The organism is Streptomyces sp. KL116D (assembly GCF_030766975.1).
Lineage (GTDB): Bacteria > Actinomycetota > Actinomycetes > Streptomycetales > Streptomycetaceae > Streptomyces > Streptomyces longispororuber_A.
Map to the genome: position 1 here is coordinate 60,782 of NZ_JASERH010000042.1, position 26,806 is coordinate 87,587.

The following is a 26,806-nucleotide window of genomic DNA, read 5'->3' on the forward strand; positions in this document are numbered from 1 at the left end:
GAACCGATGGGCGATATCACGGGCCTGGGCGTGACGGTCTGCTGAGAACTCGGGCGTGACGGGTGGGAACCGATCCCTCGTCGGCCGGTGTATCAAAGAGTGGGAGGACACAGAAGTCCTGGAGCCACGTCGTCGACGAGGCGCGGTGATCGCCCGCGTGCGCGCCGGAGAGCCGGAGGCGTGCCGCGGAGTGCTCTGCGCCTCACCGGGATCGCCCTGCGGGCAGCCAGAGCGCTGGGCGCGGGGGCGGACGCGGAAGATGTCGTGCAGCAGTCCTTCTTCAAGGCGTATCGCAGCTTGGGGCGGTTCAAGGACGGCTCGGCGTTCAAGCCGTGGCTGCTCACGATCGTCGCCAATGAGACGAGGAACACAGTGAGATCGGCGGGTCGGCAGCGTTCCGTCGCCGACCGGGAGGCCGCCTTGGCCGAGGCCGAGCCGCTGACTACCGGAGTCGGCCGACCCGCGGTCGCGGCACTCAGAGGAGAGCGCCGACCGAGCTCGCGCTGCGCTGGAGCTGCTGAGCGAGGACTCACGCTCGTCGTCACCTACCGCCATCTCGCTGGAGATGGAGGAGGTGGAGACCGCGCAGGCGCTGGGCTGGCCTCGGGGCACGGTCAAATCCCGGCTCAACCGCGCGCCGCGCAAGCTCGGCAGTTGCTGCCGACAGCGCACGAGCAGCCCCGACGATGACGTCGCGGCTTCGGGAGGGAGGTGACGAGCATGGGCGAGTCGACGCGATGACGGCAGGGACTGCCCGAGGAGCTGCGTGCCCTGGGCCGCATGCTGATGGAAGGTCCGGACGGCGCGGGCGAGACCATGGCGGAGCGCGTCCTGGCGCAGATCATCTCCGAGCGCGTCGCCACGCCTCGCCGTCGAGCCGCGCCTCGCGCGCGCGCTCATACGCGTCGGCTTCTGACGGTGGGCCCGCAGACGGTGGCGGATGCTCACGGCCACGCTCTGTGGAGTGGCGGCGATCGCCGTGTTCACGCCTCCGTGCGGCGGTGCGGCCGTCGCGGATTGGTTCGGGTCTCGGCGGGCCGAGGTGCGCTACGACCCGTCGGCCACGCCTTCGTCCGGCGCTCACGTTCCTGGCTGTTTCGGCGTGCCTGTCCCGGGAGCAGGCCGTGCGCCGGGCCGGTTTCGAACCGCTGGTCCGCACCGGCTGGGGCCGCCGACGGGATCACGGTCACCCGGGAGCCGGGCGACCGCACTCTGCTCACTCTGCGCTGGCGGGACGGCGGACGACACGGCTCGACGAGTTTCCCGCGCGGCTCGACATCGGCTTCTTCGCCAAGACGGTTCCGGTGCAGCCTCGATTGGGTCTCCCGTGTGGGCCAGGAGACGGGGCTGTGGTTCGCCCGCGAGCATCGGCCGAGCTTCTGATGCTGGACGGGGGCGGCGGCGGTGGGACAGGTCGGAGCGCGTCGCCGGTCCGACGTTGCTGTGGACGTCGCGCGGCGAGCAGCTCACGCTGCGTCTGGAAGGCGTCACGTCCCGGTCGGAAGCTTTGAAGATCGCGAAGTCCGGGCGCGTGTCGAGCACTGTCGAGCACCAGGCAGTCCCTGCTTCATTTCTGTCGCCACCCGCCCCGGGACTGTTTCTCCGGCTCTGTCCGCGGAACCTGCCCTGACCGTCTCGGCACCGGCGAAAGTCCCCGTGGCTTCTAAAAAGTGGTCGGGGCGAATCGGGAACCTGGGCGGCCCGAGCGGTGTACCAGAAGTGAACCGGCGCGAGCCGCGCCGGCGGATCGGCGGTCTCTGATGCACACGGCTAGGAGACCGTCCGCGCTGGTCACTGGCGCCCGCGGCCGCACTCGCCATGCGATCTTGTTGCGCGCTCACAGGCGTCGGCTATCGGCGGGCCGACGAGCGTCCTGGTCGTATCGCCGGAGAGTTTCGCGGGAGAGCGCGGCTCTCTACTGTCAGCGACAAGGAGTACGGCCGGCTGACCAGCCGCTCGGCCGGCCGGATCAGAAGGAAGAGCCGCCGCCCGGACTCGCCGTCGGAGCGCGCCAGCTGAACGTGACATGGATGATCCACGACGTGCAGCCATGGCGATTGGACCGTGTCTACCCGGACACCCCGGGCAGCAAGGAAGTCCGGATACACATCGTCCACCGACATGCGCCGAGTCGTCGACCGGCCACTGGCACAAGGCGGAGCAGCCGGCCGCCCTGCGGGCCTCTGCTGCGCAAGCTCGGGGTCATGGGTAAGAAGTCCGACGGAGTGCGCGGCGCCCATATTCCCCGCGGACCCGGACCAGAACTCCGGACCAGGAGACGGCCTCTCCCGCTGCTTCCCTCGGCAGCCACGACACAGAGTGGGGACACGCGACTGGTGCGGTGGGCGGCGCTCGACTGCGCCGCAGCCATGGCCTAAGCTGCGCTAGCGGCCCCTGGTGATCTCGTCTCTCCGCAGACCGTGGCCTCGATACGACAGCACAAGGACACCGGACCGCGCCAGTGAACCACGGGACACAGCGACAGCCCGGTGTGAGCGGGTCCGCCGCCCGCAGACGCCGCAGTGAAAAAGCACCGCCGCCTCCCGCCGGGAGTGACCTGGCAGGAGGCAGCGGACTGGTTCAGCTGAGGTCGACGCCCGGGTAGAGGGGGAAGCCGGTCAGCAGGTCAGGCAGCGCCGCGAGACCTCGTCGGAGATCTTGGGCTCCAGCACGTGCTGGGCCTTGACGGGGCGCCCTTACTGGTGGTGCCGGGCTCGGCGGCAGTGAGGACCTCGATCGATCAGGGCCGCGATCTCGTCCATCTCGGCCGTGCCCAGGCCACGCGTGGTCAGGGCGGCGCCGATGCGAATGCCGGAGGTGTACCAGGCGCCGTTCGGGTCGGCCGGAACGGACATTGCGGTTGCGTGACGATGCCGGAATCAAGAAGCGCGGACTCGGCCGGCGGCCGGTCAGATCCGTAGGAGGTGGCGACATCGATCTGATTGAGGTGGCTGGTCCGCGACCGCCGGTGACCAGCGTGGCACCGCGTCGGATCAGGCTCTTCGGCAAGCGCAGCGGGCGTTGTCGACGACGGCCTGGGCGTACTCGCGGAAGTCGGGACGGCGGGCCTCCGCGAGGGCGACGGCCTTGGCCGCCATGACGTGCGGCAGCGGGCCGCCCAGCACCATCGGGCAGCGGTCGACCTGGGCGGCGAGCGAGTCGTCGCATCAGGACCATGCCGCCACGCGGGCCGCGCAGCGACTTGCGTGGCCGTGGTGACGATCTTCGCGCGTGCGGCACCGGGTCGAAGTCACCGGTGAGGACCTTGCCGGCGACGGTAGACCTGCGAAGTGCGCCATGTCGACCATCAGCGTCGCGCCGACTCGGCCGGCGATCTCCCGCATGATGCGTAGTTCACGCTGATCGGGGGTAGGCGAGCATCCGGCGACGATGATCAGCGGCTTGAACTCGCGGGCCGTGGCGCGCAGGGCCTCGTAGCGTCGAGCTGCGGTGGCCGGGTCGGTGCCATAGCTGCGCTGGTCGAACATCTGCCGGAGATGTTGGGCCGGCAGCCGTGGGTGAGGTGGCCGCCGGCGTCCAGGGACATGCCGAGCATGCGCTGGTTGCCGAAGGCCTCGACGCAGCTCTGCCCAGTCGGCGTCCGACAGGTCGTTGACGCTGCGGACACCGCCCGTTCCAGGGCGGGTGCCTCGACACGGTCGGCGAGACGGCCCAGAAGGCGACGAGGTTGGCGTCGATCCCGAGTGCGGCTGGACGTAGCGTGCTGGGCACCGAAGAGCTCGCGGGCGTGCTCGGCGGCCAGCGCCTCGACGGTGTCGACGTTGCGGCAGCCGGCGTAGAAGCGGCGGCCGATCGGTGCCCTCGGCGTACTTGTCGCCGGAACCAGTTCGCCCATCGTCAGCAGGGTGGCCGGAGAGGCGTAGTTCTCGGAAGCGATCAGCTTGAGCATTTCGCGCCGGGTCGGCGATCTCCTGGCCGATGGCGTCCGCGACCCGCTCCACGCCCCGAATGACGTCGAGGGCGCTGCGGAAGGCCACGGACTCGGTGGACAGCGAGGAAGAAGTGGGGTGGGCTCTGTCATGACGGACCTCCGGGACGTTCTCGTCAACTGAGCGATGTCGGACACAAGGGGCGCCGTGCACGGTTCGGCCCAGGCGCACGGCACACAGTTCACGAGCCGCTCCCCGATGGTCGGTCCCATCCAAGCGCGCCAGTCATCACGGCCCTGGGATCACTAGTACCGGGCGCGCCTTTGGTGCGCGAGGTTTCCACGTCCAGGATGTGCGAGCGACGTAGATAGAAAGGGCCACAAACCCGTCTCTCTGCGCCGTAAGAGCCGCAAGGCTCACAGAGCCGTAAGAACGGAGATCCCGTGACTTCTGTGACTCTCTTCTCCCGCAACCGGGGACCGCACCGCTACGGAGAGCCTGATCCGCTCCTCCGACGAGCACAGTGCGCACAACTACCATCCGCTACCCATCGTCGTCGCCACGGCGGACGGCGCATGGATGACGGACGTCGAGGGGCGCCGCTATCTCGACATGCTCGCCGGATACTCCGCGCTGAACTTCGGCCACGGGAACCGGCGGCTGATCGAAGCGGCCAAGGCCCAGCTGGAGCGGGTCACCCTGACGTCGAGGGCGTTCCATCACGACCGGTTCGCCGAGTTCTGTACGGAGCTCGCCGAGCTGTGCGGCATGGAGATGGTGCTGCCGATGAACACGGGGGCGGAAGCGGTGGAGACCGCCGTGAAGACCGCCCGGAAGTGGGGGTACCGGGTCAAGGCGCCGGACGGCAGGGCCCGGATCGTGGTCGCCGCGGACAACTCCACGGCCGCACCGACGACGATCGTCCTTTCTCCACGGACCCGGAGGCGCGGGCGGACCGGGCCGTACACACCGGGTTCGACATCGTCCCGTACGGGGACCTGGCGGCGCTTCGGGAGGCGGTCACCGAGGACACCGTGGCAGTGCTCCTGGAACCGATCCAGGGAGAGGCGGGGGTCCTCGTTCCACCGGCCGGGTATCTGGGGGCCGTCCGTGAGCTGACGCGCGAGCGTGAGGTGCTGTTCATCGCGGACGAGATCCAGTCGGGTCTCGGACGGACGGCGCGACGTTCGCCTGCGAGCACGAGGGTGTCGTGCCCGACATGTACGTGCTGGGCAAGGCGCTCGGTGGTGGTGTCGTTCCGGTGTCGGCGGTGGTGTCGAGCAAGGCAGTGCTGGGCGTGTTCCGGCCGGGCGAGCACGGGTCGACGTTCGGCGGCGCAATCCGCTGGCGTGCGCGGTGGCCCTGGAGGTGATCGCGATGCTGCGCACGGGTGAGTTCCAGCAGCGGGCGACGGAGCTGGGCGAGCATCTGCACGCGGAACTGGGGCTGTTGACCGGCACCGGCAGGGTCACACGGAGGTACGGGGGCGCGGCCTGTGGGCGGGCGTCGACATCGATCCGGCGTACGGGACGGGCGGGAGATCTCGGAGAAGTTGATGGACCGGGGTGTGCTCGTGAAGTGACACCCATGGCTCCACGATCCGGATCGCACCCCTGGTGATCAGTAAGGAGGATCTGGACTGGGGCTCGACCAGCTCCGCGCGGTACTCGGCGCATGAACGGCAGCGCCCGGAGACATCCGAGAGTTCCTTGACACCTGAAGAGTGATGACGTCCCGCGGCACCGTGGGCGCCGCGGCCGGGCCCGGAATCGATCGGTCCGGGCCCGGCCGGGCGCTGAAAGAGGATGACGTGGGGCAGGAAGCGGGCGTACTCGTCCGCGATCAGATCCGCGGGCTCACGTGGATGCCGAGGCCGGCCGCTTCGTTCTCGACGACCCACGCGCCGAGCACGACTCGGCGGCTGCCGTCGAAGTCGGGCAGGGCCTCAACTCCTGGTAGCAGCAGGCTTCTTCACGAGCCGGGAGGTCGGTCGGTGTTGCGGCCGCTTCGTGAATGGTGACGCCGGCGCGCGCGCCCAGCAGAGGCTTTGGCGACGTACCCCGTGGTGCCGGCGAGTTCACGCGGGCCGTCAGGTAGGCGGGAAGGAGGTTCGGATGGCCGGGGAAGAGTTCCCACAGCACCGCGAGCAGCGCCTTGTTGGACAGCAGCATCTTCCAGGCGGGCTCGATCAGAGAGTGGTGCCGGTGCCGCCGCCGTTGTCGAGGTGCCCAGCACGTGCGGGGCGAAGCGGTCGGTGGTGAGCCATTCCCAGGGTAGAGCTTGAAGCAGCTGCGGATGAAGCGGAGCTTCTTGTCGACGAAACGGCCCGAGAGCCGGTCCCAGCCGATGTCCTCCATGGAGATGGAGTCCGTCTCCAGCCCGGCCTGCTCCGCGGTCTCCCGCAGATAGGCGACGGTCATCAGGTCCTCGCCGAGTTCATCGCCGGCCGAGTGGGCGAGTAGTAGAGGGCTGCCCGGCGGCAGGAGCGCCGCCGCTTCTTCAGGCGTCGATCAGCCGTTCGTGAAGGAGTTCACTGATCGGCACCGGGAAGCGCTCCTCCATCCAGAACCACTGCGGGCTGGCTGCCTCGACCAGGGAGGTGGGGGTGTCGGCGTTGTACTCCAGGAGCTTCGCCGCTCCCGTGCGGCCGTCGTAGTGGAGATCGAACCGGCCGTACACGGAGGGAAGTTCGGCACGCCGGTGCCAGGACTCACGGATCAGTGACGCGAGCCGTGGATCGGTGATGCCGAGGTCGGTGAGGCGATCGTGGGTGACGAGGTGCTCGGCCGCGGCCAGGCACATCTCGTGCAGTTCCTCGACGACCTCCTCCAGGGCCTCGACCTCGGGAGAGTGAACTCGTAGTAGGCGCTCTCGTCCCAGTACGGGCGCAGGAGTCGTCCGGGTAGCGGGTGAGGGGGTAGATGAGCCCTTGGCTCTCGACGGTCTGCCGCCAGCCGTCGCGGGGCTGAATGGTGTGGCGGCGCATCGCTGGTTCAGCCGCGGAGCCGAGCATCGAAGCCGTCGCGGTCCACGGCCTCACTGCGGCTGAAGGTCCCGTAGTCGGCGTATCGGCCGCTGACGTCGGCGTCGTGGTACCAGTCGCCGTCGACCCGGCCGCTCTTTCAGTGCTGCCGGCGCTGCCGCCGGTTCCGGTGCCGGACTTGCGGCCCTTGCCGACCGTGCTCGACCGGAACCGTTCTTGCAGTACTGGTCGCTGACGATCTTGCAGCCGTTGACCACGTCGTAGCTGTCGCGGTCCACACAGCGCTGGTCCGGATCGGATCCACAGGACGTCAGGGCTGTGGCCAGCACGCCCATGCCGCCGAGCACGACCGTGCTGGACCGCAGCGCGTCGCCTCTTCTCCGCCATCAGTTCAACTCCCCCGTTTACCGCAGGCACCGCCGGGTGTGTGGCCGGCGGCTCCTGCTCGGCCGTGGCCTGTCGTCCTCTGCCACGGCGCCGTCAGATGTTCGTCGGCGGTCGGCGTAGAAGAGTGGGCAGCCGCAACGCATACCGCTCCGCGGGCGGCCTCCGACTCCCTTCCTCTACAGTCGCTTTGTGCCTCTTGGAATGATTTGTGCGCTCGGCTCGGCGATCTGCTTCGGTACGGCGTCCGTTCTCCAGGCGATGGCCGCGCGGGCGGCGGAGCCAGGGAACAGGTTCGGGGGTGGACCCGGCTCTGCTGATGAGGGCACTGCGGCGGTGGCGCTATGTCGTGGGGCTCGGGCTCGACGGGCTCGGATTCGTGCTGCAGGTCGTCGCGTTGCGGTCGATTCCCATCTACGCCGTGGGGGCGGCGCTCGCGGCGAGTCTGGCGGTCACGGCGGTGAGTCGCGGCGCGGTTGCTGCGGGTCCGGTTGACCGGCGCGGAGTGGGGCGCGGTGGGAACCGTGTGTGCGGGACTGGCGATGTTGGGGCTGGCGTCGGGCGCTGAGACGGGACCGGCTCGGACGCGCTGCGGTTCGCGATGCTCGGGGTCGCGGCCGGGGTGCTGCTGCTCGGCGGCGTGGCGGGGCGGCTGCCCGGGCGGGGCGGGCCCGTGGCGCTCGGGCTCGGCCGGGTTGGGATTCGGAGTGGTCGAGGTGAGTGTGCGGCTCATCGACGACGTGTCACCGGGAGAGCTGCTGACGAGATCCGGCGACCTATGCGCTGTTGGTGCGGCGGTGCGGCGTTCTTGCTGCTGACGTCGGCGTTGCAGCGTGGATCGGTGACGGTGGCGACGGCAGGGATGGTCGTCGGGGAGACCGTGGGCCGGCCCTGGTCGGGGTGGTGTGGCTCGGGGACCGGACGCGACCGGGGTTCGAGTGGCTGGCGGTGCTGGGGTTTGTGGTGGCTGTGGCGGGGGCCCTGGCGTTGGCGAGGTTCGGGGAGGCGCCGGTGGCGGATGGCGTGGAGTCGGTTGGGGTGGTCGAGTAGGGGGGCGTTCGGGTGGCTGCTTAGGAGAGATCGTTCGAGTGGCTGCTTAGGAGATCGTCCGGGTGGCTGCTCAGGGGCAGTCAGCGCCAAGGGTCAAGCTCGACGGCCAACACCAAGGGCCACCACCAGGGCGAACACCAAGGGCCAACGCCAAGGGTCAAGCCGACGGCCAACACCAAGGGCCACCACCAGGGCGAACACCAAGGGCCAACGCCAAGGGGCAGAGTCCAGCTCAGGCCGGGGCACGGTCTCGAGCCCAAACCGGCAGACCTCAAGCCCTAGGGCAGTACTCGGCACAAGGCGTCCAGTGCACCGGACCAGGCGTGGTCGGGTGGGTGCCGTAACCCACCGCAAGCGTCGGCCCGGGCGTCGGAGGCGGCGGTGTCCTCGTGGCGGAAGCTGGACAGGCCGGCCACGCCCAGTCCTTGCCAGGCGGCGGCTCGGACCACGGACTGTTCGGTGCCGGGGGAGTTGGAGGACGGCGTGGAGACCGGCGGCGATGCCGGTGGCGTGGACGGCCGGGGCGTGTTCGGCCAGGGCTGCGACGAGTTGGTCGCGGCGACGTCGGTAGCGCAGGCGGGCGCCGCGCGAGATGGCGGTCGTAGGCGCCGGAGTTCAGGAACTCGGCGAGGGTGAGCTGGTCGAGACTCCGCACGACAGTCGATGCTGCCCTGGCCTCGACCACTTCTGGGTCAGGGCGGCGGGCAGGACCATCCACCCGAGGCGTAGGCCGGGGGCGAGGGACTGCTCGCGGTACCGAGGTAGACGACCGGTCGGGGTCGAGGCCCTGCAGTGCGCCGACGGGTTGGCGGTCGTAGCGGAACTCGCCGTCGTAGTCGTCCTCCAGGATCAGGCCGCCCGTGCGGCGCCCAGTCGACGGCGGCAGCGCGCCGGTCGGGGTGCAGGGGCACGCCCATCGGGAACTGGTGGGCGGGCGTCAGCAGCGCTGCTCCCACGCCCGCCGCCCGCCCGCCACCCGCGCGTCGCCCCACCCGGCTGCCCCACCGAGCCCCTCGTGCCGGTCCCCAGTCGTCCAGTGCCCCGGGGTCCGTGCCCAGTTCGTCGAAGGGAAGAGGGCGGGTGCGCAGGCCTGTGCGGGTGAGGACGTCCCAGTGGAGCGTCGAGGCCGTCACGACTCCACTGCCACGTTCCGCACGCCGCGACGGCACAGCACATCGCCGAGCAGCATCAGGCCGTGGTGGAATCCGGCGCAGATGACGATGCGGTCGGGGTCGGTGTGGACGCCGCGGGCACGGGCGAGGTAGCCGGCGAGGAGGTGCGCAGTTCGGGGCGGCCGCGGGGGTCGCCGTAGCCGAGAGGCTTCGTTCGGGGCGGAGGTCAGGGCGCGGCGAGGCGGCCTTGAGCCAGTCGGCGCGGGGAAAGGAGGCGAGGTCAGGGTCTGCCGGGGTGCAGGTCGTAGCGCAGGCCACCCGAGGTGCGGCGGCCAGGGGCGGGCGTGGGGCGTGGGCGCCTCCACGGGGCGTTCGGCCACCCGGGTGCCGGAGCCCTGGCGGGCGGTGAGCCAGCCCTCGGCGACGAGGTCGGCGTAGGCGTCGGCGACGGTGTTGCAGGGCGATGCCCAGGTCCACGGCGAGGGTGCGCGAGGCGGGGAGCCGGGTGCCCGGGCCAGGCGTCCGCCGCGGACGGCTCGCGCAGGGAGCGTCGGTCAGGCCTTTGCGCAGGCCGGAGCCGGTGGGCTCGATGTGGAGATCGATACCGAGTGCCTGACCGGAGGGCGAAGTGGCCCAGGAATCCACCATGGAAATGGACCATACCCCTGGGCTAATGCGTTCGTAGGGTCGAGCATGACCACAGCGAACGAGAAGACGGGCAGCGCGACGACCGGCGCGGCCGCCGAGCGCGACGCCCACCACTGCGACGCCCACCACTGCGACGCCCACTGCCGCCGCCCCCAGCAGCACGGCCGCACCCGCTGCCGCCACTGCCACGGCCGCTCCGCCGCGCTCGACGCGATGCCGCCGGCACCGGGTTCGTGCACGAGCACACGCCTCGGCTCGACTGGGCGCGGCATGCGCCCGAGGTCTACAAGGCGATGGTCCGGCTCGACGCGGCGGCTCGTCAGGGCTGGATCGGTGACGTACCAGCTGGTGCTCATCCGGGCCTCGCAGCTCAACCACTGTGCGTTCTGCCTGGACATCCACTCCAAGGACGCGTTGGCGGCGGAGAGAGTGCGGAGCGGATCATCCAGCTCAGCGCGTGGGAGGAGTCCCAGCACGTCTACACGGAGCGGGGGGTGGCGGCGCTCGCACTGACCGAGGCGGTCACCGTGCTCACGGACGGGTTCGTGCCGGACGACGTGTACGAGCGGGCGCGCGCGTGTGTACGGCGAGCGGGAGCTGAGCCAGTTGATCGCGACGATCGCGACGATCAACGCGTGGAACCGGTTCGGGGTCAGCACGCGCAAGGTGGCCGGGCACTACAAGGCGGGGGACTTCAGGCGACCGCGCGGATGACGCAGTTGGACCCCAAGGTTCGGGACGCGATGGTCGCGTTCGGTGCGGCTGCCAGGAAGGGCCTGGGTGATCCGGTCCTCGCAGAGCTGGTGATGATCCGGGCGTCGCAGATCAATGAGTGCGCGTTCTGTCTGGACATGCACGTCGACGTCGCCGTGGAGAAGAATGGGAGAGCGCGAAGCGGATCGCGCTGCTCAATGCCTGGCGCGAGGCCGGGAGTTGTACACAGCGAGCGGGAGCGGGCGGCGCTGGCGTTGACGGACGCCGGCGGACCGTGCTGACCGAGGTTCGTGCCCGACGAGGTGTGCAACGGTAGGGCTCGCCGCCAAGCTAACTTCAGTGAGGCCGAACTGCGCCCATCTGACTCGGGGTGATCACCGTGATCAACAGTTGGAACCGGCTGATGGTGAGCCGTCGGATCGGAGCCGGGAGGACCAGCGTGGTGGTAATCAGACCGGTCAGACAGGCCAGGCCGGTCGGACAGACCATGACGACCCGGCCGACCAGACCGACCAGACCGACCAGACCGGCCGGGCGTCCCAGGCGGACTCGTGGCCACCAGCGTGGCCGCAGGTCGACGCCCTGCGTGCGTTGCACCAAGCTCGCTCCCCGGGTGACCCGCTGGTTCTGCGGGCCGTGGGACGCGGCGAGTGCGCGGGTCTTCGAGGAGGCCGGGTCCCGCCTCTGGCGACGCCGAGTGCCGGAGTGGCCGCTTCTGCTCGGCTACGCTGCGGACGGGGAGACGCGCCGGCGGAGGAGATGTTCGCCGCGGTGATCTCGATCGGACCGTGCGGGCGGGGCGTCCGTGCCCGTGTCGGCGGACATCGAGGGCGGGTACGGATCGCGCCGAAGTGGAGCTGCGGAGCGGCATGCCCTCGAGCACCGGGGCCGCCGGGTGCAACCTGGAGGACTCGGCTCCCGCGTGCGGGCGGCCGGCGCTCGAGGATCCGCACCGGCAGGCCGACTGGCTGGTGCCGCCGAGGTACGGCGGCGGCCGGACCGATCGTGCTCAACGCGCGGATCGACACGTTCATCAGGGGCGTGGACGACCCGGTCGCGAAGGCGGTGGAGCGGGCTCGGCTGTATGTCGCGGCGGGCGTCGACTGCGTGTGTCCGATCGGGGCGCCGATCGACGCGTTGCCGCGGTTGCGGGCCGAGATCGAGGGGCCTGATCACCGTGGGGCGCCGCCCGGCGGGCCCTCGTTGCGGGAGTGGGGCGAGGCGGGGGCGTGACGCGGATCACGTTCGGGCCGGGGTTGCAGCGCAGGGCGGCAGCGGCGTTGCGGGAGATCACTGGACGGTCTGCGGTAGCGGCGTTGCGGGAGATCGCGGACGGTCTGCGGTAGCGCGTGGCCCGGGTGGCGGCAGACGAGCGTGCCGGGTGCCCCCGTCAGGAAAGGCACCCGGCACCAGAAATCTGCCCGCTCTCCGACAACCACGCCTCCGACGCGGTCGCCCCTCCCCGAAGCCCTACTTGGGCATCCACGCCTCCCACGTGGACCGGTGCTCGTCGATCCACCGCTTCGCCGCCTCGTCCGGGACAGCTTCTGGTCGGCGATCAGAGGGAGACCTCGTTCTGGTCCTCCGTCGTCCACTGGAAGTTCTTCAGAAGGCCGCCGCCTTGCCGCCGTCCTTGGAGAAGTCGGCGTTGAGGCACTTCTGCAGTGGTGTCTTCGGGTAGGCGCAGGCGACCTTCTTGGGTCGGCGTCGCAGCCCTCCTGTAGGCGGGCAGCTTCACCTCGGTCATCGGCACCTTCTTGAAGAGCCACTGGGGCTGGTACCAGCACGTCAGGAACGGCTTCTTCTGCTTGGCGAACTGCTTGATCTGGTGATCTGGGCGGCCTCGGAGCCGGAGAAGACGACCTGGTAGTCGAGCTTGAGGTTCTGGACCAGGCCTTGTCGTTGGTGACGTAGGACGAGCCGTCGAGGAGTTGGCCCTCTGCCGCCGCTCTCCGCGGTCTTCAGCTGTCGGCGTACTTGTTGAGGTTCTTCCAGTCCGTGACGTCCGGGTGCTGTTTGACGAAGTACGTGGGACGAACCAGCCGATGTGTCCGGTGACGCCGAGGTCGCCGCCTGTTCACGATGGTCTTCTTGTCCTGACGTACCGGGCCTCCTGGTCGGGGTGGCCCCAGTCCTCCATGATCGCGTCGACGCGGCCCTGGCTGAGGCGTCTCTAGGCGGGGACCTCGTCGACCTGGACGCAGTGTCGACGCGGTAGCCGAGTTCGTGTTCCAGGAGGTACTGGGCGACGGCGACGTTGGCCTGGGCGCCGACCCAGGACTGGACGGAGAGGTCACGGTCTTGGCGCCGTGGGCGTTGGCGTACGGGGACGCCTGCTTGGTCATGTCGGCGGCGCCGCAGCCGGTGACGACGAGCAGGGCGCCCGCCCGGCGACGGCCGCCACCGCCTTACGCGTGCGGGGGCGCATGCGGGTGCGGGTGCGTGTGCGATGCCATGGTCAGGTGCTCTCCTTCCCGCCGCGTGCGCGGCGTTCCGTCGGCTGGGTCACCCGGTCCAGCATCAGACCGAGGCAGACGATCGCGGCGCCGGCGACGAGGCCGGTGGCGAGGTCGCCCTGGGCGAGGCCGAAGACGACGTCGTAGCCGAGTGCGTCACGCCGCCGACGAGGCCGCCGATGATGTCGACGGCGAGGACCAGACGACGCCCTGGTTGACTGGCGAGGAGCAGTGCCGGGCGGGCGAGCGGGAGTTGGACCTGGCGCAGCTGCTGGCCGCTGGTGGCGCCCATGGAGCGGGCTGCCTCCATCGCGGCCGGGTCGACCTGGCGCAGGCCCTGCGTGGTGATGCGGATGACGGCGGGCAGTGCGGCGCCAGACGACGGCCGCGGCGACGGCCGGGGCGCGGCCGACGCCGAAGAGGGCGACGACCGGGATCAGAGTAGACGAACTGCGGCATCGTCTGGAAGACGTCGAGGACGGGCGCAGGGTCCGTTCGAGGCGTTCGCTGCGGGCCGCGCGGCGATGCCGATGGCGAAGCCGATGACCAGGGTGACCGCGACGGCGGCGGGGACCTGGGAGAGCGTGTCGAGAGACGGCTGCCCAGACGCCGAGCACGCCGATCGCGGCCATGGCGAGGACGGCGGTCAGGGCGGTGCGCCAGGTGCCGATGAGCCAGGCGAGCGCGGCGACGATCAGCAGCATCGGACCACCAGGGCAGCCGTGGTCAGGCCGGAGCGCACCGGGTCGAGGACAGGTGGTGAAGTGGGCGGCCCAGTCGGCGGTGCCGCCGATGTAGACACCGCGTAGAGGTGGTCGGTCATCCAGTCGACGGCGTCGTTGACGGGGTCGGCGATGTTGACGATCCACGCGTCGGGCCAGTCGAGGCGGTCGGCGAAGCGGGCCGCGAGCGCGATTCCACCACGGTGCCGGCCGCGACGACGCCCCACCTCCAGGGCGAGGCGGGCTTGTCGTCGCCCCGTCCCGCGCCTGCCGCGCTGGTCACGCGGTCGAGCGACGACGGCGAGCAGCACGATCGGGATGCCGGCGGCGAGTGCGGCGCCGACGTCGACCGAGGCGAGGCCGGTAGACGCGGTCGCCGAGGCCGCCTCGCGCCGATCACCGAGGCGATGACGGCCATGGAGAGGGCCATCATGATCGTCTGGTTGAGGCCGAGCAGGATCTCCTGGCGGGCCAGGGCAGGCGGGCGGTCACCAGGCGCTGGCGGGCGGTGGCGCCGAGGGAGGCGTCGGCCTCCATGACGCCGCCGTCGGCGGAGCGCGCAGGCCGAGCGCGGTGAGGCGGGCCATGGGCGGTGCGGCGTAGACGACGGTGGCGAGGACCGCGGCGGGCACGCCGATGCCGAAGACGAGGACGACCGGGAGGAGGTACGCGTACGCGGGGAAGACCTGCATGGTGTCGAGGACCGGGCGCAGGGCCCGGTGCATGCGGTCGCTCAGTCCGGCGGCGAGGCCGAACAGGGCGCCGATGACCACCGAGGCGAACACGGCGACGACCATGAGCGCGGTAGGTCTGCACGGTGGCACCCACATGCCGAGGAGCCGCAGATCAGGAAGGCGATCGCGGCGGACGCGGCGAGGCGCGCCAGCCGGCGACGCGCCAGGCGATGAGCCCGGCGGCGGCGGTCACTCCGGCCAGCCGGCGGCGAGGAGCACGAGGTAGACGGCGCGTACGAGCATCTCACGATGGCGTTGCTGATGTGGCCGAAGAAGTAGAGGAACAGCGGGTGGCTGTCGCGGTTGTCGATGATCCAGTCGCTGGCCTTGCCGAGAGCGGCTCGGTCAGGTCGACGGTGAGGGCGTGGGGCCAGGTCCCGCTGGACCACTTGGCGTCGACGAGCGGGATGATCACCGCCGCGGCGCAGACGGCGAGCAGCAGGAGCTGCCGAGGCCGCGGTGGCGGCGCAGACCCGCGAGGGGGCCCGCCCCGCGCTTGTCCAGCGGGGCGGTGGTGACGGCGGCCGTCATCAGACCGCCTCTCGCCCGCGGAAGCCGCTCGGGGCGCCGCCTCGGGCGCCACCTCGGCCTCCGTCGCGGGCGTGCCGCCCCACCCGTGGCCGGTGCCTCCTTCTCGACCTCCGACCCGTCGGTCCCAGTGATCCTGTCGGTCCCAGTGATCCTAGTCGGTCCCAGTGATCCCAAGCCGGTCCAGTGATCCGTCGGACCCAGAGGTCCCAGCGCGATCCGTCGGACCCGGTGGACCCAGCAACCCCATCAGCCCCGTCACCAGCCCCAGGCGGACTCCCAGCAGCCGCGATCAGGCGCTCGTGGTCGACGATGCCGAGGCAGCGGCCCCCGTCCATCACCCGCGCGGCGAACCGCTGCGGGCCACCGCCTCGATGGCGTCGGACACGGTGGCGTCGGTGCGAGGGCGACGCCGCGTTCGGCCTCGTCGGCGTCGGCGGGGCGCATGGCCCGCCGCACCGTCATGATCTGCTCGCGCGGCACGTCGCGGACGAACGTCGCGGACGTAGTCGTCGGCGGGCGCGCCCGACGATCTCCTCGGGCGCGCCGAGCTGCACGGTCTCGCCGTCGCGCATCAGGGCGATGTCCGGTCGCCGAGGCGCAGGGCCTCGCTTTGCAGGTCGTGCGTGATGAAGACCATCGTGCGGCCCTCCTCGCGGTGCAGGCGCACGACCTCTCCTGCATGTCGCGCCGGATCAGCGGGTCGAGTGCGCGCCGAACGGCTCGCCGAAGAGCAGGACTTCGTCGACGGCCAGCGCCGGGCGCGGGCGCGCACGACGCTGCTGCTGGCCGCCGGAGAGCTGGCCGGGGCGGCGCTGCTCCGAGCCCTCCAGGCCGACCTGCGCGACGATCCGGCGGCCTGAAGACGCTGGCGCGGCGCTCGGCGCGGCCGCATGCCCTGATCTCTCGGGCGCGTAGGCGACGCTGTCGATGACGCGCGCGGTGCGGCGAGCAGGCCGTAGTGCTGGAAGACCATCGCGGCGCGGTGGCGGCGCGGTTCGCGCAGCCGGGCCTTGTCCATGCCGGGACGTCCTCGCCGTCGATCGACAGGAGTGCCGGACGTCGGCTCGATGAGGCGGGTCAGGCAGCGCACGAGGGTCGGCTTGCCGAGCCGGACAGGCCCATGACGACGAAGACCTCGCCGCGCTTGCGGACGTCAGAAGGAGACGTCGCGCACGGCGGCGCGTGCAGAAACGGTGCGGGCGCGCAGGTCGGCGGCGCCCAGGCCGGCCAGCTCGGCGGTCGCCGGGGACGCGGTCTGGCCTTCGGGCCGAAGACCTTCCACGGGTCGCGTACGGACCGCAGACGAGGGCTCTGGCGCCGGGGCGCGCCTGCGCCGGAGCGGGATCTGCGTGCACGTGTGCGTGGACGTGCTCATCGCGCACCACCGCCCAACAGCTCGGCGCGACTCGCTCGCCCGGCCATCGAGCGCCGTACTTGCATCAGGGTTCGACCGCGGGCGTCGTCGGGAAGACGGACGCGCGTCGGCGATCCGGATGCCGAATCCAGCCCGCGCACCCTCAGCTCGGGGTCGACCACGTAGCGAGTTCGTCGCTCGTGGCGCGCCATCCGACAGGTGCCGGCCGGGTGGTAGGCGGTGTGTGGGCGGCCTTGCGGGCGTGCTCAGCTGAGCGCCTCGTCGCCCGCGACGTCCGGCCCAGGGCACACCTCGCGCTTGAGCCAGCCGGCCAGCGCGTCCGCGCGATCTCGCGCGCGATCGGATCCCGTCGACGAGCGTCCGGCCGTCGTAGTCGCTCCTCGTCGGTGAAGTAGCGGAAGTCGAGGGCGGAAGCTTTGACTCGGGGTCGGCGCTGGTCAGGTAGAGCGCGGCGCGGCTGCGCGGCTTGGGATGTTCGAGCGTCATCGACACCCGTGCGCGGGCTTCTCGTAGCCGGGCCGCTCGGGGTTGTCGGTGAACGGGATCTGCGTAGAAGTGGAACATCAGGTCGGGCCCGGCGCGTCCGGGTCGCGCTGGACGAACAGGCCGCGTCGCTGTCCGCATCGGCGCTGTTGATCGGGGATCGGCGCCGTCGGTCTCCCGAGACGATGACCGACTCCGGGATTGGTCGAGCAGGTTCTCGCCGACGCCGTGCAGGTCGTGCAGTCGGGGATGCCGAGCTTCTCCAGGTCCTGCGTCGGCGCCGATGCCGGAGTGCGCAGGAGCAGCCGGGGTGTCGACGGCGCCGGCGCAGACGATGACCTCGCGCCGGGCGGATATGAGCGCTTCCGCGCCGTCCTGCCGCGCACCCGCACTCCGCGCGCGGTGAGCGAGTCGTCGAACTCCAGCCGGTGGGCCCAGGTCTCCAGCAGCAGCGTCAGGTTGGGCCGGTCGCCGGCCTCCATGTGCGGGTGCAGATAGGCCACCGAGGCGGACGAGCGCTTGTTGTTCTCGGGGTGGTACGCCAGGTCGAAGAAGCCGACGCCGTCCTTGAACGGGCCCTTGTTGAAGCCCTCGACGCGCGGGACGCCGGTCGCGGCCTGCGCGGCCTCGACGAAGTCGCGGGCGATGGCGTTCCGGTCCTTCTCGTCGACGGGGACGATGTTGTTGCGCAGCTTGGCGAAGTACGGGTCCATCGCCGTGTGGTCCCAGCCCTCGGCGCCCGCGGCCGCCCACTCGTCCCAGTCGCCGGGCAGCGGCTTGAACGAGATGAGCGTGTTGTGCGACGAGCAGCCGCCGAGCACCTTGGCGCGGCTGTGCAGGATGTGCGAGTTGCCGCGCGGCTGCTCGGTGGTGGTGTAGCCGTAGTCGAGGTCGCCGCCGAGCAGGCCGAGCCAGCGGCGCAGCGTCAGCACGTCGTCGCGGTCGATGTCGCTGGGGCCGCCCTCGATGACGGCGACGGTGACGTCGGGGTTCTCGGTGAGCCGGGAGGCGATCACCGATCCGGCCGTGCCGCCGCCGACGACGACGTAGTCGTAGTCGTACGTGGTCCCGTCGCCGGGCTTCTCGTTCTTCTCAGGCATGCGTCAACTCCAAGGCGTCGCAAGGTACTTCGCGTAATGGGGCGTACGTGTACGGGGGCGGGCTCAGCCCGCGAACCAGCGCACCGGCTTCGGTGCCAGGTTCTGGTAGACGTGCTTGGTCTCGCGGTACTCGGCGAGTCCGGCGGGGCCCAGTTCGCGGCCCACGCCGCTCTTCCCGAAGCCGCCCCACTCCGCCTGCGGCAGGTAGGGGTGGAAGTCGTTGATCCAGACGGTGCCGTGGCGCAGCCGTCCCGCGACCCGGCGGGCGCGGCCCGCGTCCGCGGTCCAGACGGCGCCGGCGAGCCCGTACTCGGTGTCGTTGGCGAGCGCGACGGCCTCGTCCTCGGTGCGGAACGTCTCGACGGTGAGGATCGGCCCGAAGGTCTCCTCGCGCACGACGCGCATCTCGCGGTGGCACTGGTCGAGGACGGTCGCCTCGTAGAAGTAGCCGCTGGCGGGCCGTACGTCGGACGGCTCGGGGCGCTTGCCGCCGGAGCGCAGGACGGCGCCCTCGGCGAGCGCGGAGGCGACGTACGACTCCGTCTTGTCGCGCTGCTGCTCGCTGACGAGCGGCCCGCACTCGACACCGTCCTCGGTGCCGCGGCCGAGGCGGATCTTCGCGGCGCGGCGGGCGAGTTCGGCGACGAAGCGCTCGCGCACCGACTCCTCGATGATGAGGCGCGAGCCGGCCGAGCAGACCTGGCCGCTGTGGATGAAGGCGGCGTTGAGGGCCTGGTCGACGGCGGTGTCGAAGCCGTCCTCCGTCTCGCAGGCGTCGGCGAAGACGACGTTCGGGTTCTTGCCGCCGAGTTCCAGGGCGACCTTCTTCACGGACGCGGCCGCCGCCTGGGCGACCTTGGTGCCGCTGACCAGGCCGCCGGTGAAGGAGACGAGGTCGACGTCGGGGTGGTCGGAGAGGCGGGCGCCGACGGTGGCACCGGGGCCGGTCACGATGTTGGCGACGCCGTCCGGCAGGCCGGCCTCCACGAGGAGTTCGATGAGCACGACCGTGGTCAGCGGTGTGATCTCGCTCGGCTTGATGACGAAGGTGTTGCCCGCGGCGAGCGCCGGGGCGATCTTCCAACTCGCCTGCAGCAACGGGTAGTTCCAGGGCGTGATCATCGTGCAGACGCCGACCGGCTCGTGCACGACGACGCTGTGGATCTCGTCGGAGCCGGCGTCGACGACACGGCCCGCGCCCTCGCCGACGACGAGGTCGGCGAAGTAGCGGAAGGCGTCGGCGACGCAGTCGACGTCGACGCGCCCCTCCTCGACGGTCTTTCCGGCGTCCCGGCTCTCCAGGAGGCCGATCTCCTCCCGGTCGCGCACGAGGAGGTCCGCGACGCGGCGCAGCAGCGCGGCGCGCTCGGCGACGGGCGTCGTCGGCCAGGGCCCTTCGTCGAAGGCCCGGCGCGCGGCGGCGATCGCGGCGTCCGCGTCGTCGGCGCCGCCCTCGGCGATCACGGCGAACGGCTTGGCATCCGCGGGGTCGATGACGTCACGGGTGTCCCCTGAGGTGGCTCCGCGCCACGTTCCGCCGACATGGATGGTCTGTTGTACTGACACGTCCTGCTTTGCCTTCCGTTCCGGATCTGTCCCCCGAGCACCGCGAAAGCCGTGGAAGGTTTCGTGGTGACGTCGGAAGCCCCTGCCCTGGGGTGTGGAAAGCATGCGCGAACCGTGGTCGAAAGTGCGCTGCGTCACCACGTACACCTGCGAAAGCGCCGAAACGTACCCTGAGGGACGTTCTGTCCCTGGGGGTGTGTGCCATGAAGGCCGAGGCGAAGAAGGCCGCGGCGAGGAAGTCCGAGGCGAAGAAGTCCGAGGCCAGGAAGACCGGCTACGGGTGGGTGCTGGTGTCGGCGGTGTGCACGGCGACGCTGATCGCGGCGACGGCCTGGTCGGGCGACGACGACAAGGACGGCGCACCGGTCGGCGCCGGGCGCGGTTCCAGCGCCCGCGAGCTGGCCGACCGGGCCCGGCAGGCGCTGCTGAACTCCTCGTCACTGCACGTCACGGTCGAGGACCGGTCGAAGGGTGCCGGCACGTCGGCCCCGTCCGCATTGGACCTGGCCCTTGACCGCGAGGACGACTGCATGGCGTCGGTCACGTTCGGCGCCCACGGCAGGGCCGACATCGTGCGCAGCGACGACCGGGTGTGGATGCGCATGGACGCGAAGCTGTGGCGCACCCGCCTGCCGGGCGCCGAGGGCAGGGCGGCGGCGAAGCTCCTCAAGGGCCGCTACGTCACCGGCCCCGCCGACGACCGGACCCTCGCGGACCTGGCGAGCGTCTGCGACCTGAGCGCCCTGCGCCGGCAGATCCGCGACGGCGGGACGGGCCGGGAGACCGTGCGCGAGGGCGAGCCCACCACGCTCGACGGCACCCGCGTCGTCCCGCTGACCACCGAGGCGGACGGCACGACGAGCACGCTGTACGTGGCCGCGCACGGGACGCCGTACGCCCTCGGGTACACGGAGGTGAGCGCCGGCGCGGCCGGGGCGCGGGCCACCGACACGACGACCCGTTACGCGGACTACGGGAAGCCGGTCCCGGTCAGGACGCCGCCGGCCGACGCGTCGGTGGACGTGTCGAAGCTGGCGTCACTCGGCGACGGCACCCGCTGAGCCCACTTGCATCGGCGCGGGCCAGCCCCCACCCCCCCCCTCAGGGCCGGTCCGTGTCCGGCAGCCAGTCCCGTACCGGATCGTGGTCGAGCCAGCGGCGGGTGCCCGCCGAGCGGGCGGCGGCCCGCAGGAGTCCGGCGATCCCCGGATGCTCGCGCCCGGCGGGCCAGACCAGGGACCACGCGTAGAGCGGGGTCGGGTCGACGAGCGGTACGACGCGCAGGCCGGGGTCGTCCGGCAGTGGCACGTCGGAGGGGAAGAGGGTGAACTGCCCCGGCTCGTCGCGGAGACGGTCGAGGAAGGACTCCAGGCCGAGGTTGGGCCCGCCCCGGCGCGACGCGATCCCGAACCGGTCGGCGAACCGGGTGAGGAAGTCGAGCCGCACCGTCTCGGCCGGGTAGCGGAGCGTGGAGTCGCGCAGGTCGGCCGGGCGCAGGCTGTCGGCGCCGGCCAGCGGATGGCGGGCGCTGAGCACGGCGTCGACCGGTTCGAGGCGCACGAGGCGGCGCACCAGGGCCCGGTCCTGGTCGGGCAGGGCGTGCACGCGCCCGAACCCGGCGTCCGCGTCACCCCGCAGCAGCGCGTCGACGACCGACGGGTAGTCGCGGCCCGCCCCGGGTTCGACGGCGCACCCCGGCGCTCCCTCGATCAGGGCGGCGACCGTGCGCATCGGCGCGTAGAGGTGCCCCCACACATCGATGCGCAGGGGCCGCGGCGGGGTGCCGCGCACGGCGTCGACGGCGGTCCGGCCCGCGTCGAGGGCGCCGCGGGCCGGTTCCAGGAACCGTGCGCCGGCGCCGCTCAGCGTGACACCTCCCGGGCCGCGCTCGAAGAGCCGTACGCCCAGCAGGGATTCGAGGCGGGCGACGCGCTTGGACAGGGCCTGCTGGGTGATGCCGAGCCGGGCCGCGGCCCGCCCGAAGTGCCGCTCGTCGGCCACCGCGGCGAAGGCGCGGACCTGTGCCAGATCGAGGTCCACATCGGGGTCCGCATCAAGGTCCGCATCGAGGTCCGCATCAAGGCCCGAATCGAGGTCCACTGCGCTCTCGGGGTCTGATTCACCGGTGCTCACACCCGGCACCCTAGGGAACAACCATCGGTTGTCGTACCCGGTGACCGGTTGTTGGACCGCCCGGTGCCCGCCCCGGTCCACTGACGGCATGCGAGCTTACGTACCCACGGGCAAGGCCCACTCCGGAGAACCGCACGTCGTCCTCGCCGAGCTGCCGCAGCCTCGGCCGCGCCCCGACGAGGCGCTGATCAAGGTCGAGGCGTACTCGGTGAACCGCGGCGAGACGTTCAAGCTGGAGGAGCCCGGGGCGAGCTGGCGGCCCGGCAAGGACGTGGCGGGCCTCGTCGTGCAGCAGGCGGCGGACGGCAGCGGGCCGGAGGCGGGGCGCCGCGTCGTGGGCCATCCGGCGGGCGGCGGCTGGGCCGAGTACGCGGCGGTGCCGTCATCGGCGCTCGCCGAACTGCCCGACTCCGTCGACACGGTGCGGGCCGCCGCACTCCCCCTCGCCGGGCTGACGGCTCTGCGGCTGCTGCGGGCGGCGGGTCCGGTCGGCGGGCGCCGGGTACTGCTGACCGGGGCGTCCGGCGGCGTCGGCCACTACGTCACCGAGCTCGCGGCGGCCGCGGGCGCGCACCTCACCGCGGTGTCGGCGACCCCCGAACGGGGCGCGCGGCTGCGGGAGTTGGGTGCGCGGGACGTCGTCGCGGACGTCGCCGGCGCGGGCGGCGGCGGGCCGTACGACCTGGTCCTGGAGTCCACCGGCGGCGGCGCGCTGCCCGTCGCCCTGGCGAAGCTGCGGCGCGGCGGCACGCTCGTCTGGTTCGGCCAGGCGAGCCGGACCCCGGTCACCCTGGACTTCTTCGACTTCTTCAAGGGCCCCGAGTCCGCGACCCTGCGCCACTTCCACTACGCGGACTTCCCCGAGTCCTACGCCGACGACCTCGCGGCACTGGTCCGTCTCGTCGCCGACGGCCGGCTGCACCCGGAGCTGGGCCGTGTCACGGACTGGTCGGAGACCGCCGCGACCCTCGTCGACCTGCGTGACCGCCGTATCCGCGGCAATGCCGTCTTGACCGTTTCCTGAATCCGAATCCAAACCCGGACCCGAACCCGAACCTGAACCGACCCCGGAGGCCCTGGCCATGTCCCACCGCTCCGCCTTCTTCCAACTCCCTTCCATCCTCCCGGACTTCATCGCCCAGAACCGTTCACGCACGTACGGCGCGGGCCTCGACCCCTTCGCGTACGAGCGGGTCACCCACGGTCTCACCGACCTCCTCGACTGGCCGGCCGCGTTCGTGGACGCCGCACGCGGCCACCTCGCCGACGCCGCCCGATACGAGTCGGCCCACGGCGCGGACCGGTCCGCAGGGGAGGCCTTCCGTACGGCCGCCCGCTGGTTCCACTGCGCCGTCCTGCTCCCGCACCCCGACCGCGCCCTGACAGCGGACGCCGCCGCGCAGGCCGACGCGGCGATGGGCCGCGCCCTGGCGCTCCTCGAACCGGACGCGGTGCGCGTCGAGGACGAGTCGTACGCGGGCTGGCTGCGCGGCGCCGGGCACGCCGCCCACGGGGTGGTCGTGGTGATCCCCGGTCTCGACTCGTCCAAGGAGGAGTTCCACGACCTCACGGAGGCGCTGCTCGCGCGCGGCACCGCCGTCTTCACGATGGACGGCCCCGGCCAGGGCGTGCGCGCCGCGACGACCACGGTCACCGCGGACTACGAACGGGTCGTGGGCCGGGTCGTCGACGCGCTGCACGAGCGGCTCGGCCCGGTGCCGGTCGGTGTCGTCGGGCTCAGCCTGGGCGGCTACTACGCGGCGTGGAGCGCGGCCCACGAACCGCGGATCCGGGCGGTGGCCACGGTCAGCGGGCCGTACCGGATCACCGGCTGGGACGACACGGTGCCGTTCGTGCGGGAGACGCTGGTGCAGCGGGCCGGTTCGGAGGGTGCCGCGCGCGACTTCCTCGCGTGCGTCGACCTGCGCGGGGTCGCTTCGCGGATCACGGTGCCGGTGCTCGTCGTGGACGGGGCGGACGATGTGATCCCGGGGGTGTGCAACGGGGCTCGCCTCGCCGCGGATGCGCCGTCCGGCACGTATCTGTCGGTGCCGGGTGGTGATCATCTGCTCGGCAATGTTCGGGGCGCGTGGTTGGGGCGGCTTGCGGACTGGTGCGCCACGACGCTCCGCGGGTGAGCCGCCTGTTCGCCGTGGGACGTTCGACTTCTGGTCGAGTGCGGCTCTCGTCGTGGCTGGTCGCGCAGTTCCCCGCGCCCCTGAGAAGCGCACCTGCGGTGCGGCCTCTCCCCGCCGGGGGAAGGCTGCGCGCAGCGCATGCCTTCCAGGGGCGCGGGGAACGGCGCGACCAGCCCCCACCGGCCCGCAGCCGAAGTCGGCCTTCCAGGGGCGCGGGGAACTGCGCGACCAGCACCCACCGGAGCCGCGCCCGGCCCGAAAACGTGAACCGCCCGCGGCGGGTCGTGGAGACCCGTGCGGGCGGTCGGCGTACTGCGGATGCCGGAAGTGGCCGGAGCCTAGATGAGGCCGAGGCCGCGAACCGCCTCGCGCTCCTCCGCCAGCTCCTTGACGGACGCGTCGATCCGCGCACGCGAGAACTCGTTGATGTCCAGACCCTGGACGATCTCGTACTTGCCGTCCTTCGTGGTGACGGGGAAGGAGGAGATCAGGCCCTCCGGGACGCCGTAGGAGCCGTCCGACGGGATGCCCATGGAGGTCCAGTCGCCCTCGGCCGTGCCGTTGACCCACGTGTACACGTGGTCGATCGCGGCGTTGGCGGCCGACGCGGCCGAGGACGCGCCACGGGCCTCGATGATCGCGGCGCCGCGCTTGGCGACGGTCGGGATGAACTCGTCGGCCAGCCACGCCTCGTCGCCGCCGATGGCCTCGATGGCCGGCTTGCCCGCGACGGACGCCTGGAAGATGTCCGGGTACTGGGTGGCCGAGTGGTTGCCCCAGATCGTCAGGTGCTTGATGTCGGCGACCGTGGAGCCCGTCTTCTTCGCGAGCTGCGTGAGCGCGCGGTTGTGGTCCAGACGGGTCATCGCGGTGAAGCGCTCGGCCGGTACGTCCGGCGCGGCGGCCTGGGCGATGAGGGCGTTGGTGTTGGCCGGGTTGCCGACGACGAGGATCTTGACGTCGTCCGCGGCGTTGTCGTTGATGGCCTTGCCCTGGGGCTTGAAGATGCCGCCGTTGGCCTCCAGGAGGTCACCGCGCTCCATGCCCTTGGTGCGGGGGCGGGCGCCGACGAGCAGGCCGACGTTCGTGCCGTCGAAGGCGACGTTCGGGTCGTCGGTGATGTCGATGCCCTGGAGCAGCGGGAACGCGCAGTCGTCGAGCTCCATGGCGGTGCCCTCGGCGGCCTTCAGCGCCGGGGTGATCTCCAGGAGGCGCAGCTTGACCGGCACGTCCGCGCCGAGCAGCTGGCCGGAGGCGATGCGGAAGAGCAGTGCGTAGCCGATCTGGCCGGCGGCGCCGGTGACGGTGACGTTCACGGGAGTGCGGGTCATGGCGTTCTCCGTATGACAGCAGGTCTTTTGATCGATCTCTCTACATCAAGAGATCCGCTCGTCAGGCTATCGCGCCCCGCCCGCACCGAACCCCCGGGTTCGTGTGGCTCGCCCCACAGAGCCACCCCACCGTGTCGGTGTCCGAACACGGGGGCGGCCGCCGGCCCGGGAGAGTGGGCTGCGGCGGCCGCCGTGGGGGTGCCACTGGGGTGAGCACTCCCGTGGGGGTATTTCTGCGCCTTCCCCGAAGGGGCTCCCCCATGCGCACTTCTTCACCGACGGGTTGCTCCGTTACTCCGTGCAGCCCTTCTGGCCGGACGCGAGGGTCGCGCAGGCCTTCGCCTCGGCGGCGGAGCCGACGGCGAGCATCGGCGTGTACGCGTCCGTGTCGGCGTCGCCGACCAGGCCCTTCTTGGACGCCTTGGCACCGGCCTTGAGCTGCACGCTGTCGCCGGGCGTGGCGCCCTGGACGCGGGCCCAGGCCGCCTTGCACGTCTTGCTGTAGCGGACCTGCACGGTGACGGTGCCGACGGTGGTCGTGGCGGGGCTGTCCGCGAGGTCGCCGCCGCAGCCCATGGCCTCCGGGTCCTTGCCGGTGCAGTCGGCGCCCACGCACTGGACGCCCGCGGGCAGCTGGGGCGCGCTGGTCGTCGCCGCGGGCGTCGGCTCCGCCTTGTTGCCCTTGTCGTCGTCGCCGCTGGTCAGGACGTAGGCGATGAGCACGACGATCGCCGCGCCGAGGACTCCGGCCAGGAACATGGTGAGCCGCCGCCTGCCTCCGCCGCCCCCCTGCGGCGTGGCCGGGGCCGCGGGGGCCGCCGGTGACGCGGGCGGACCGAACTGGTCCACGCGCGGCGCCGAGCCCTGCGGCGGCACGGTCGGCGACACGCCGGCGGGTCCGGCGACGCCGGTGACCCGGGAGGCGGTCGCGCTCCCGTTCTTGCCGCCGGCCTGCTTGGTCCCGGCCGCGGGTCCGCCGAACTCTCCCAGGGCGGCCCGCGCCTGGGAGATCCGTATCGCCTCCATGGTCATGTCGTGGCGCATCTCGGAGCGGCTCCACGCGCGCTCCGCGAGCTCCCACATCGTGGTCAGGTGAACGGGATTGGTGCCGGTCACCTCGGCGAGCGCGACGATCGCGCCCTTCGGTGCCAGCAGCCGTCCGTTCAGATACCGCTCCCACGAGGTCTTGCTGTACCCGGTGCGGTCCGCCAGAGCGGCGATCCCGAGCCCGCTGCGGTCCACCAGCCGACGCAACTGGCTGGCGAACTCCTTGACCTGCGGGTCGAGTTCGTCCGGTAGCGCCCTCCAACGAGGCATTGCCTTCCCCCTATTCCCCCCATACGTGCCTGATTCCCCCCGCGCCGCGCCAACGCTGTGGCCCCCCACTGGCTACCCAATGGGATGCGAGTAGCCAGGATGTCAGTTCCCCGGGCGGGGGCGCACGGGGGCATTCGAC

The 26,806-nt window shown here is 71.7% G+C and carries 17 protein-coding genes and 10 pseudogenes; 9 read left to right on the forward strand and 18 right to left on the reverse strand.

All coding sequences use genetic code 11. The annotated features are described in order from the left end of the window. The first annotated feature begins 264 nt into the window (after positions 1-264). Positions 265-690, forward strand: coding sequence for an RNA polymerase sigma factor (locus RBJ77_RS17475; protein ID WP_372345876.1), 426 nt, complete (start codon positions 265-267; stop codon positions 688-690). A gap of 2,006 nt (positions 691-2,696) precedes the next feature. On the opposite strand, the gene RBJ77_RS17480 is transcribed toward RBJ77_RS17475, so the two are convergent. The 4 genes from RBJ77_RS17480 to RBJ77_RS17495 all read right to left on the reverse strand — a co-directional run bounded on the left by RBJ77_RS17480 (position 2,697) and on the right by RBJ77_RS17495 (position 4,162). Then, on the reverse strand, positions 2,697-2,855 hold the full coding sequence (locus tag RBJ77_RS17480) for a hypothetical protein (RefSeq protein ID WP_372345877.1): 159 nt from the start codon (positions 2,853-2,855) through the stop codon (positions 2,697-2,699). 138 nt (positions 2,856-2,993) lie between these two features. Further along, complete coding sequence (locus RBJ77_RS17485; protein WP_372345878.1) at positions 2,994-3,128, reverse strand: hypothetical protein; 135 nt, start codon at positions 3,126-3,128, stop codon at positions 2,994-2,996. Positions 3,129-3,167: 39 nt separating this feature from the next. Beyond that, the gene (locus RBJ77_RS17490; RefSeq protein WP_372345879.1) at positions 3,168-3,488 is read right to left on the reverse strand and encodes a hypothetical protein; all 321 of its coding nucleotides are present in this window, start codon (positions 3,486-3,488) and stop codon (positions 3,168-3,170) included. Beyond that, positions 3,395-4,162 carry a hypothetical protein gene (locus tag RBJ77_RS17495; protein WP_372345880.1) on the reverse strand — a complete coding sequence of 256 codons (768 nt, stop codon included), beginning with the start codon at positions 4,160-4,162 and terminating at the stop codon, positions 3,395-3,397. Before RBJ77_RS17495 ends, RBJ77_RS17490 begins: the two co-directional genes overlap by 94 nt. A 226-nt stretch (positions 4,163-4,388) precedes the next feature. Between RBJ77_RS17495 and rocD the strand changes: the two are divergent. Beyond that, positions 4,389-5,568 (forward strand): annotated as a pseudogene (gene rocD / locus RBJ77_RS17500) (ornithine--oxo-acid transaminase). A 178-nt stretch (positions 5,569-5,746) separates the two neighbouring features. Here the strand turns inward: rocD and RBJ77_RS17505 are convergent. The 3 genes and pseudogenes from RBJ77_RS17505 to RBJ77_RS17515 form a co-directional block, all read right to left on the reverse strand. Next, positions 5,747-6,310, reverse strand: coding sequence for a glutathionylspermidine synthase family protein (locus tag RBJ77_RS17505; protein ID WP_372345881.1), 564 nt, complete (start codon positions 6,308-6,310; stop codon positions 5,747-5,749). 79 nt (positions 6,311-6,389) lie between these two features. Continuing rightward, complete coding sequence (locus RBJ77_RS17510) at positions 6,390-6,887, reverse strand: glutathionylspermidine synthase family protein (RefSeq protein ID WP_372345910.1); 498 nt, start codon at positions 6,885-6,887, stop codon at positions 6,390-6,392. Continuing rightward, a pseudogene (locus RBJ77_RS17515) lies at positions 6,884-7,260 on the reverse strand (hypothetical protein). Before RBJ77_RS17515 ends, RBJ77_RS17510 begins: the two are co-directional and overlap by 4 nt. Positions 7,261-7,461: 201 nt before the next feature. On the opposite strand from RBJ77_RS17515, the pseudogene RBJ77_RS17520 reads away from it, so the two are divergent. The 3 genes and pseudogenes from RBJ77_RS17520 (at position 7,462) to RBJ77_RS17530 (ending at position 11,062) form a co-directional block, all read left to right on the forward strand. Next, positions 7,462-8,307 (forward strand): annotated as a pseudogene (locus RBJ77_RS17520) (hypothetical protein). A 1,993-nt stretch (positions 8,308-10,300) separates the two neighbouring features. Beyond that, positions 10,301-10,781: pseudogene (locus RBJ77_RS17525) on the forward strand (carboxymuconolactone decarboxylase family protein). Positions 10,782-10,810: 29 nt separating this feature from the next. Further along, entirely contained in the window at positions 10,811-11,062 is a 252-nt protein-coding gene (locus tag RBJ77_RS17530) for a carboxymuconolactone decarboxylase family protein (protein WP_372345911.1), read from the forward strand. A 55-nt stretch (positions 11,063-11,117) separates the two neighbouring features. On the opposite strand, the gene RBJ77_RS17535 is transcribed toward RBJ77_RS17530, so the two are convergent. Further along, a complete protein-coding gene (locus RBJ77_RS17535) occupies positions 11,118-11,381 on the reverse strand; it encodes a hypothetical protein (RefSeq protein WP_372345913.1) in 264 nt (87 codons plus the stop codon). Here RBJ77_RS17535 and RBJ77_RS17540 point away from each other — a divergent pair. Beyond that, positions 11,364-12,127 (forward strand): annotated as a pseudogene (locus RBJ77_RS17540) (isocitrate lyase/phosphoenolpyruvate mutase family protein). The gene RBJ77_RS17535 and the pseudogene RBJ77_RS17540 overlap by 18 nt on opposite strands. Positions 12,128-12,251: 124 nt before the next feature. Here the strand turns inward: RBJ77_RS17540 and RBJ77_RS17545 are convergent. From RBJ77_RS17545 to RBJ77_RS17575, 7 genes and pseudogenes are all read right to left on the reverse strand, one after another. Further along, positions 12,252-13,209, reverse strand: a pseudogene (locus RBJ77_RS17545) (ABC transporter substrate-binding protein). A 30-nt stretch (positions 13,210-13,239) separates the two neighbouring features. After that, a pseudogene (locus RBJ77_RS17550) lies at positions 13,240-15,227 on the reverse strand (ABC transporter permease). A gap of 245 nt (positions 15,228-15,472) precedes the next feature. Then, positions 15,473-16,526, reverse strand: a pseudogene (locus RBJ77_RS17555) (ATP-binding cassette domain-containing protein); the annotation flags it as partial. A gap of 69 nt (positions 16,527-16,595) precedes the next feature. Continuing rightward, complete coding sequence (locus RBJ77_RS17560; RefSeq protein ID WP_372345882.1) at positions 16,596-16,790, reverse strand: hypothetical protein; 195 nt, start codon at positions 16,788-16,790, stop codon at positions 16,596-16,598. A gap of 526 nt (positions 16,791-17,316) precedes the next feature. After that, positions 17,317-17,520, reverse strand: a pseudogene (locus RBJ77_RS17565) (hypothetical protein); the annotation flags it as partial. Continuing rightward, positions 17,430-18,182: pseudogene (locus RBJ77_RS17570) on the reverse strand (GMC family oxidoreductase N-terminal domain-containing protein); the annotation flags it as partial. The pseudogenes RBJ77_RS17565 and RBJ77_RS17570, both read right to left, overlap by 91 nt. A 63-nt stretch (positions 18,183-18,245) precedes the next feature. Then, positions 18,246-19,748 carry an aldehyde dehydrogenase family protein gene (locus tag RBJ77_RS17575; RefSeq protein WP_372345883.1) on the reverse strand — a complete coding sequence of 501 codons (1,503 nt, stop codon included), beginning with the start codon at positions 19,746-19,748 and terminating at the stop codon, positions 18,246-18,248. Between the two features lie 203 nt (positions 19,749-19,951). Between RBJ77_RS17575 and RBJ77_RS17580 the strand changes: the two genes are divergently transcribed. Then, positions 19,952-20,809: a hypothetical protein gene (locus tag RBJ77_RS17580; RefSeq protein ID WP_372345884.1), complete on the forward strand. Its 858-nt coding sequence runs from the start codon at positions 19,952-19,954 to the stop codon at positions 20,807-20,809. 40 nt (positions 20,810-20,849) lie between these two features. Here the strand turns inward: RBJ77_RS17580 and RBJ77_RS17585 are convergent, their stop codons facing one another. Next, positions 20,850-21,788, reverse strand: a complete 939-nt coding sequence (locus RBJ77_RS17585; protein ID WP_372345885.1) for a LysR family transcriptional regulator — start codon at positions 21,786-21,788, stop codon at positions 20,850-20,852. A gap of 181 nt (positions 21,789-21,969) precedes the next feature. Here RBJ77_RS17585 and RBJ77_RS17590 point away from each other — a divergent pair, with 181 nt between their 5' ends. Continuing rightward, the gene (locus tag RBJ77_RS17590; RefSeq protein ID WP_372345886.1) at positions 21,970-22,905 is read left to right on the forward strand and encodes a zinc-binding dehydrogenase; all 936 of its coding nucleotides are present in this window, start codon (positions 21,970-21,972) and stop codon (positions 22,903-22,905) included. A 58-nt stretch (positions 22,906-22,963) separates the two neighbouring features. Then, on the forward strand, positions 22,964-24,019 hold the full coding sequence (locus RBJ77_RS17595) for an alpha/beta hydrolase family protein (protein WP_372345887.1): 1,056 nt from the start codon (positions 22,964-22,966) through the stop codon (positions 24,017-24,019). A 338-nt stretch (positions 24,020-24,357) separates the two neighbouring features. On the opposite strand, the gene RBJ77_RS17600 is transcribed toward RBJ77_RS17595, so the two are convergent. Together RBJ77_RS17600 and RBJ77_RS17605 are read right to left on the reverse strand one after the other, a co-directional pair. Beyond that, entirely contained in the window at positions 24,358-25,350 is a 993-nt protein-coding gene (locus RBJ77_RS17600; protein ID WP_372345888.1) for a malate dehydrogenase, read from the reverse strand. A 291-nt stretch (positions 25,351-25,641) separates the two neighbouring features. Continuing rightward, positions 25,642-26,667, reverse strand: coding sequence for a DUF2690 domain-containing protein (locus RBJ77_RS17605; RefSeq protein ID WP_372345889.1), 1,026 nt, complete (start codon positions 26,665-26,667; stop codon positions 25,642-25,644). Positions 26,668-26,806 lie beyond the last annotated feature (139 nt).

Coding starts and splice junctions, on each gene's coding strand:
- RBJ77_RS17590 (WP_372345886.1), top strand. CDS start 21,970: ATGCGAGCTTACGTACCCACGGGCAAGGCCCACTCCGGAGAACCGCAC.
- RBJ77_RS17600 (WP_372345888.1), bottom strand. CDS start 25,350: ATGACCCGCACTCCCGTGAACGTCACCGTCACCGGCGCCGCCGGCCAG.
- RBJ77_RS17605 (WP_372345889.1), bottom strand. CDS start 26,667: ATGCCTCGTTGGAGGGCGCTACCGGACGAACTCGACCCGCAGGTCAAG.
- RBJ77_RS17595 (WP_372345887.1), top strand. CDS start 22,964: ATGTCCCACCGCTCCGCCTTCTTCCAACTCCCTTCCATCCTCCCGGAC.
- RBJ77_RS17480 (WP_372345877.1), bottom strand. CDS start 2,855: ATGTCCGTTCCGGCCGACCCGAACGGCGCCTGGTACACCTCCGGCATT.
- RBJ77_RS17495 (WP_372345880.1), bottom strand. CDS start 4,162: ATGGGACCGACCATCGGGGAGCGGCTCGTGAACTGTGTGCCGTGCGCC.
- RBJ77_RS17560 (WP_372345882.1), bottom strand. CDS start 16,790: ATGGCGCGCCACGAGCGACGAACTCGCTACGTGGTCGACCCCGAGCTG.
- RBJ77_RS17580 (WP_372345884.1), top strand. CDS start 19,952: ATGAAGGCCGAGGCGAAGAAGGCCGCGGCGAGGAAGTCCGAGGCGAAG.
- RBJ77_RS17505 (WP_372345881.1), bottom strand. CDS start 6,310: ATGACCGTCGCCTATCTGCGGGAGACCGCGGAGCAGGCCGGGCTGGAG.
- RBJ77_RS17530 (WP_372345911.1), top strand. CDS start 10,811: ATGGTCGCGTTCGGTGCGGCTGCCAGGAAGGGCCTGGGTGATCCGGTC.
- RBJ77_RS17490 (WP_372345879.1), bottom strand. CDS start 3,488: ATGTTCGACCAGCGCAGCTATGGCACCGACCCGGCCACCGCAGCTCGA.
- RBJ77_RS17485 (WP_372345878.1), bottom strand. CDS start 3,128: ATGGTGCTGGGCGGCCCGCTGCCGCACGTCATGGCGGCCAAGGCCGTC.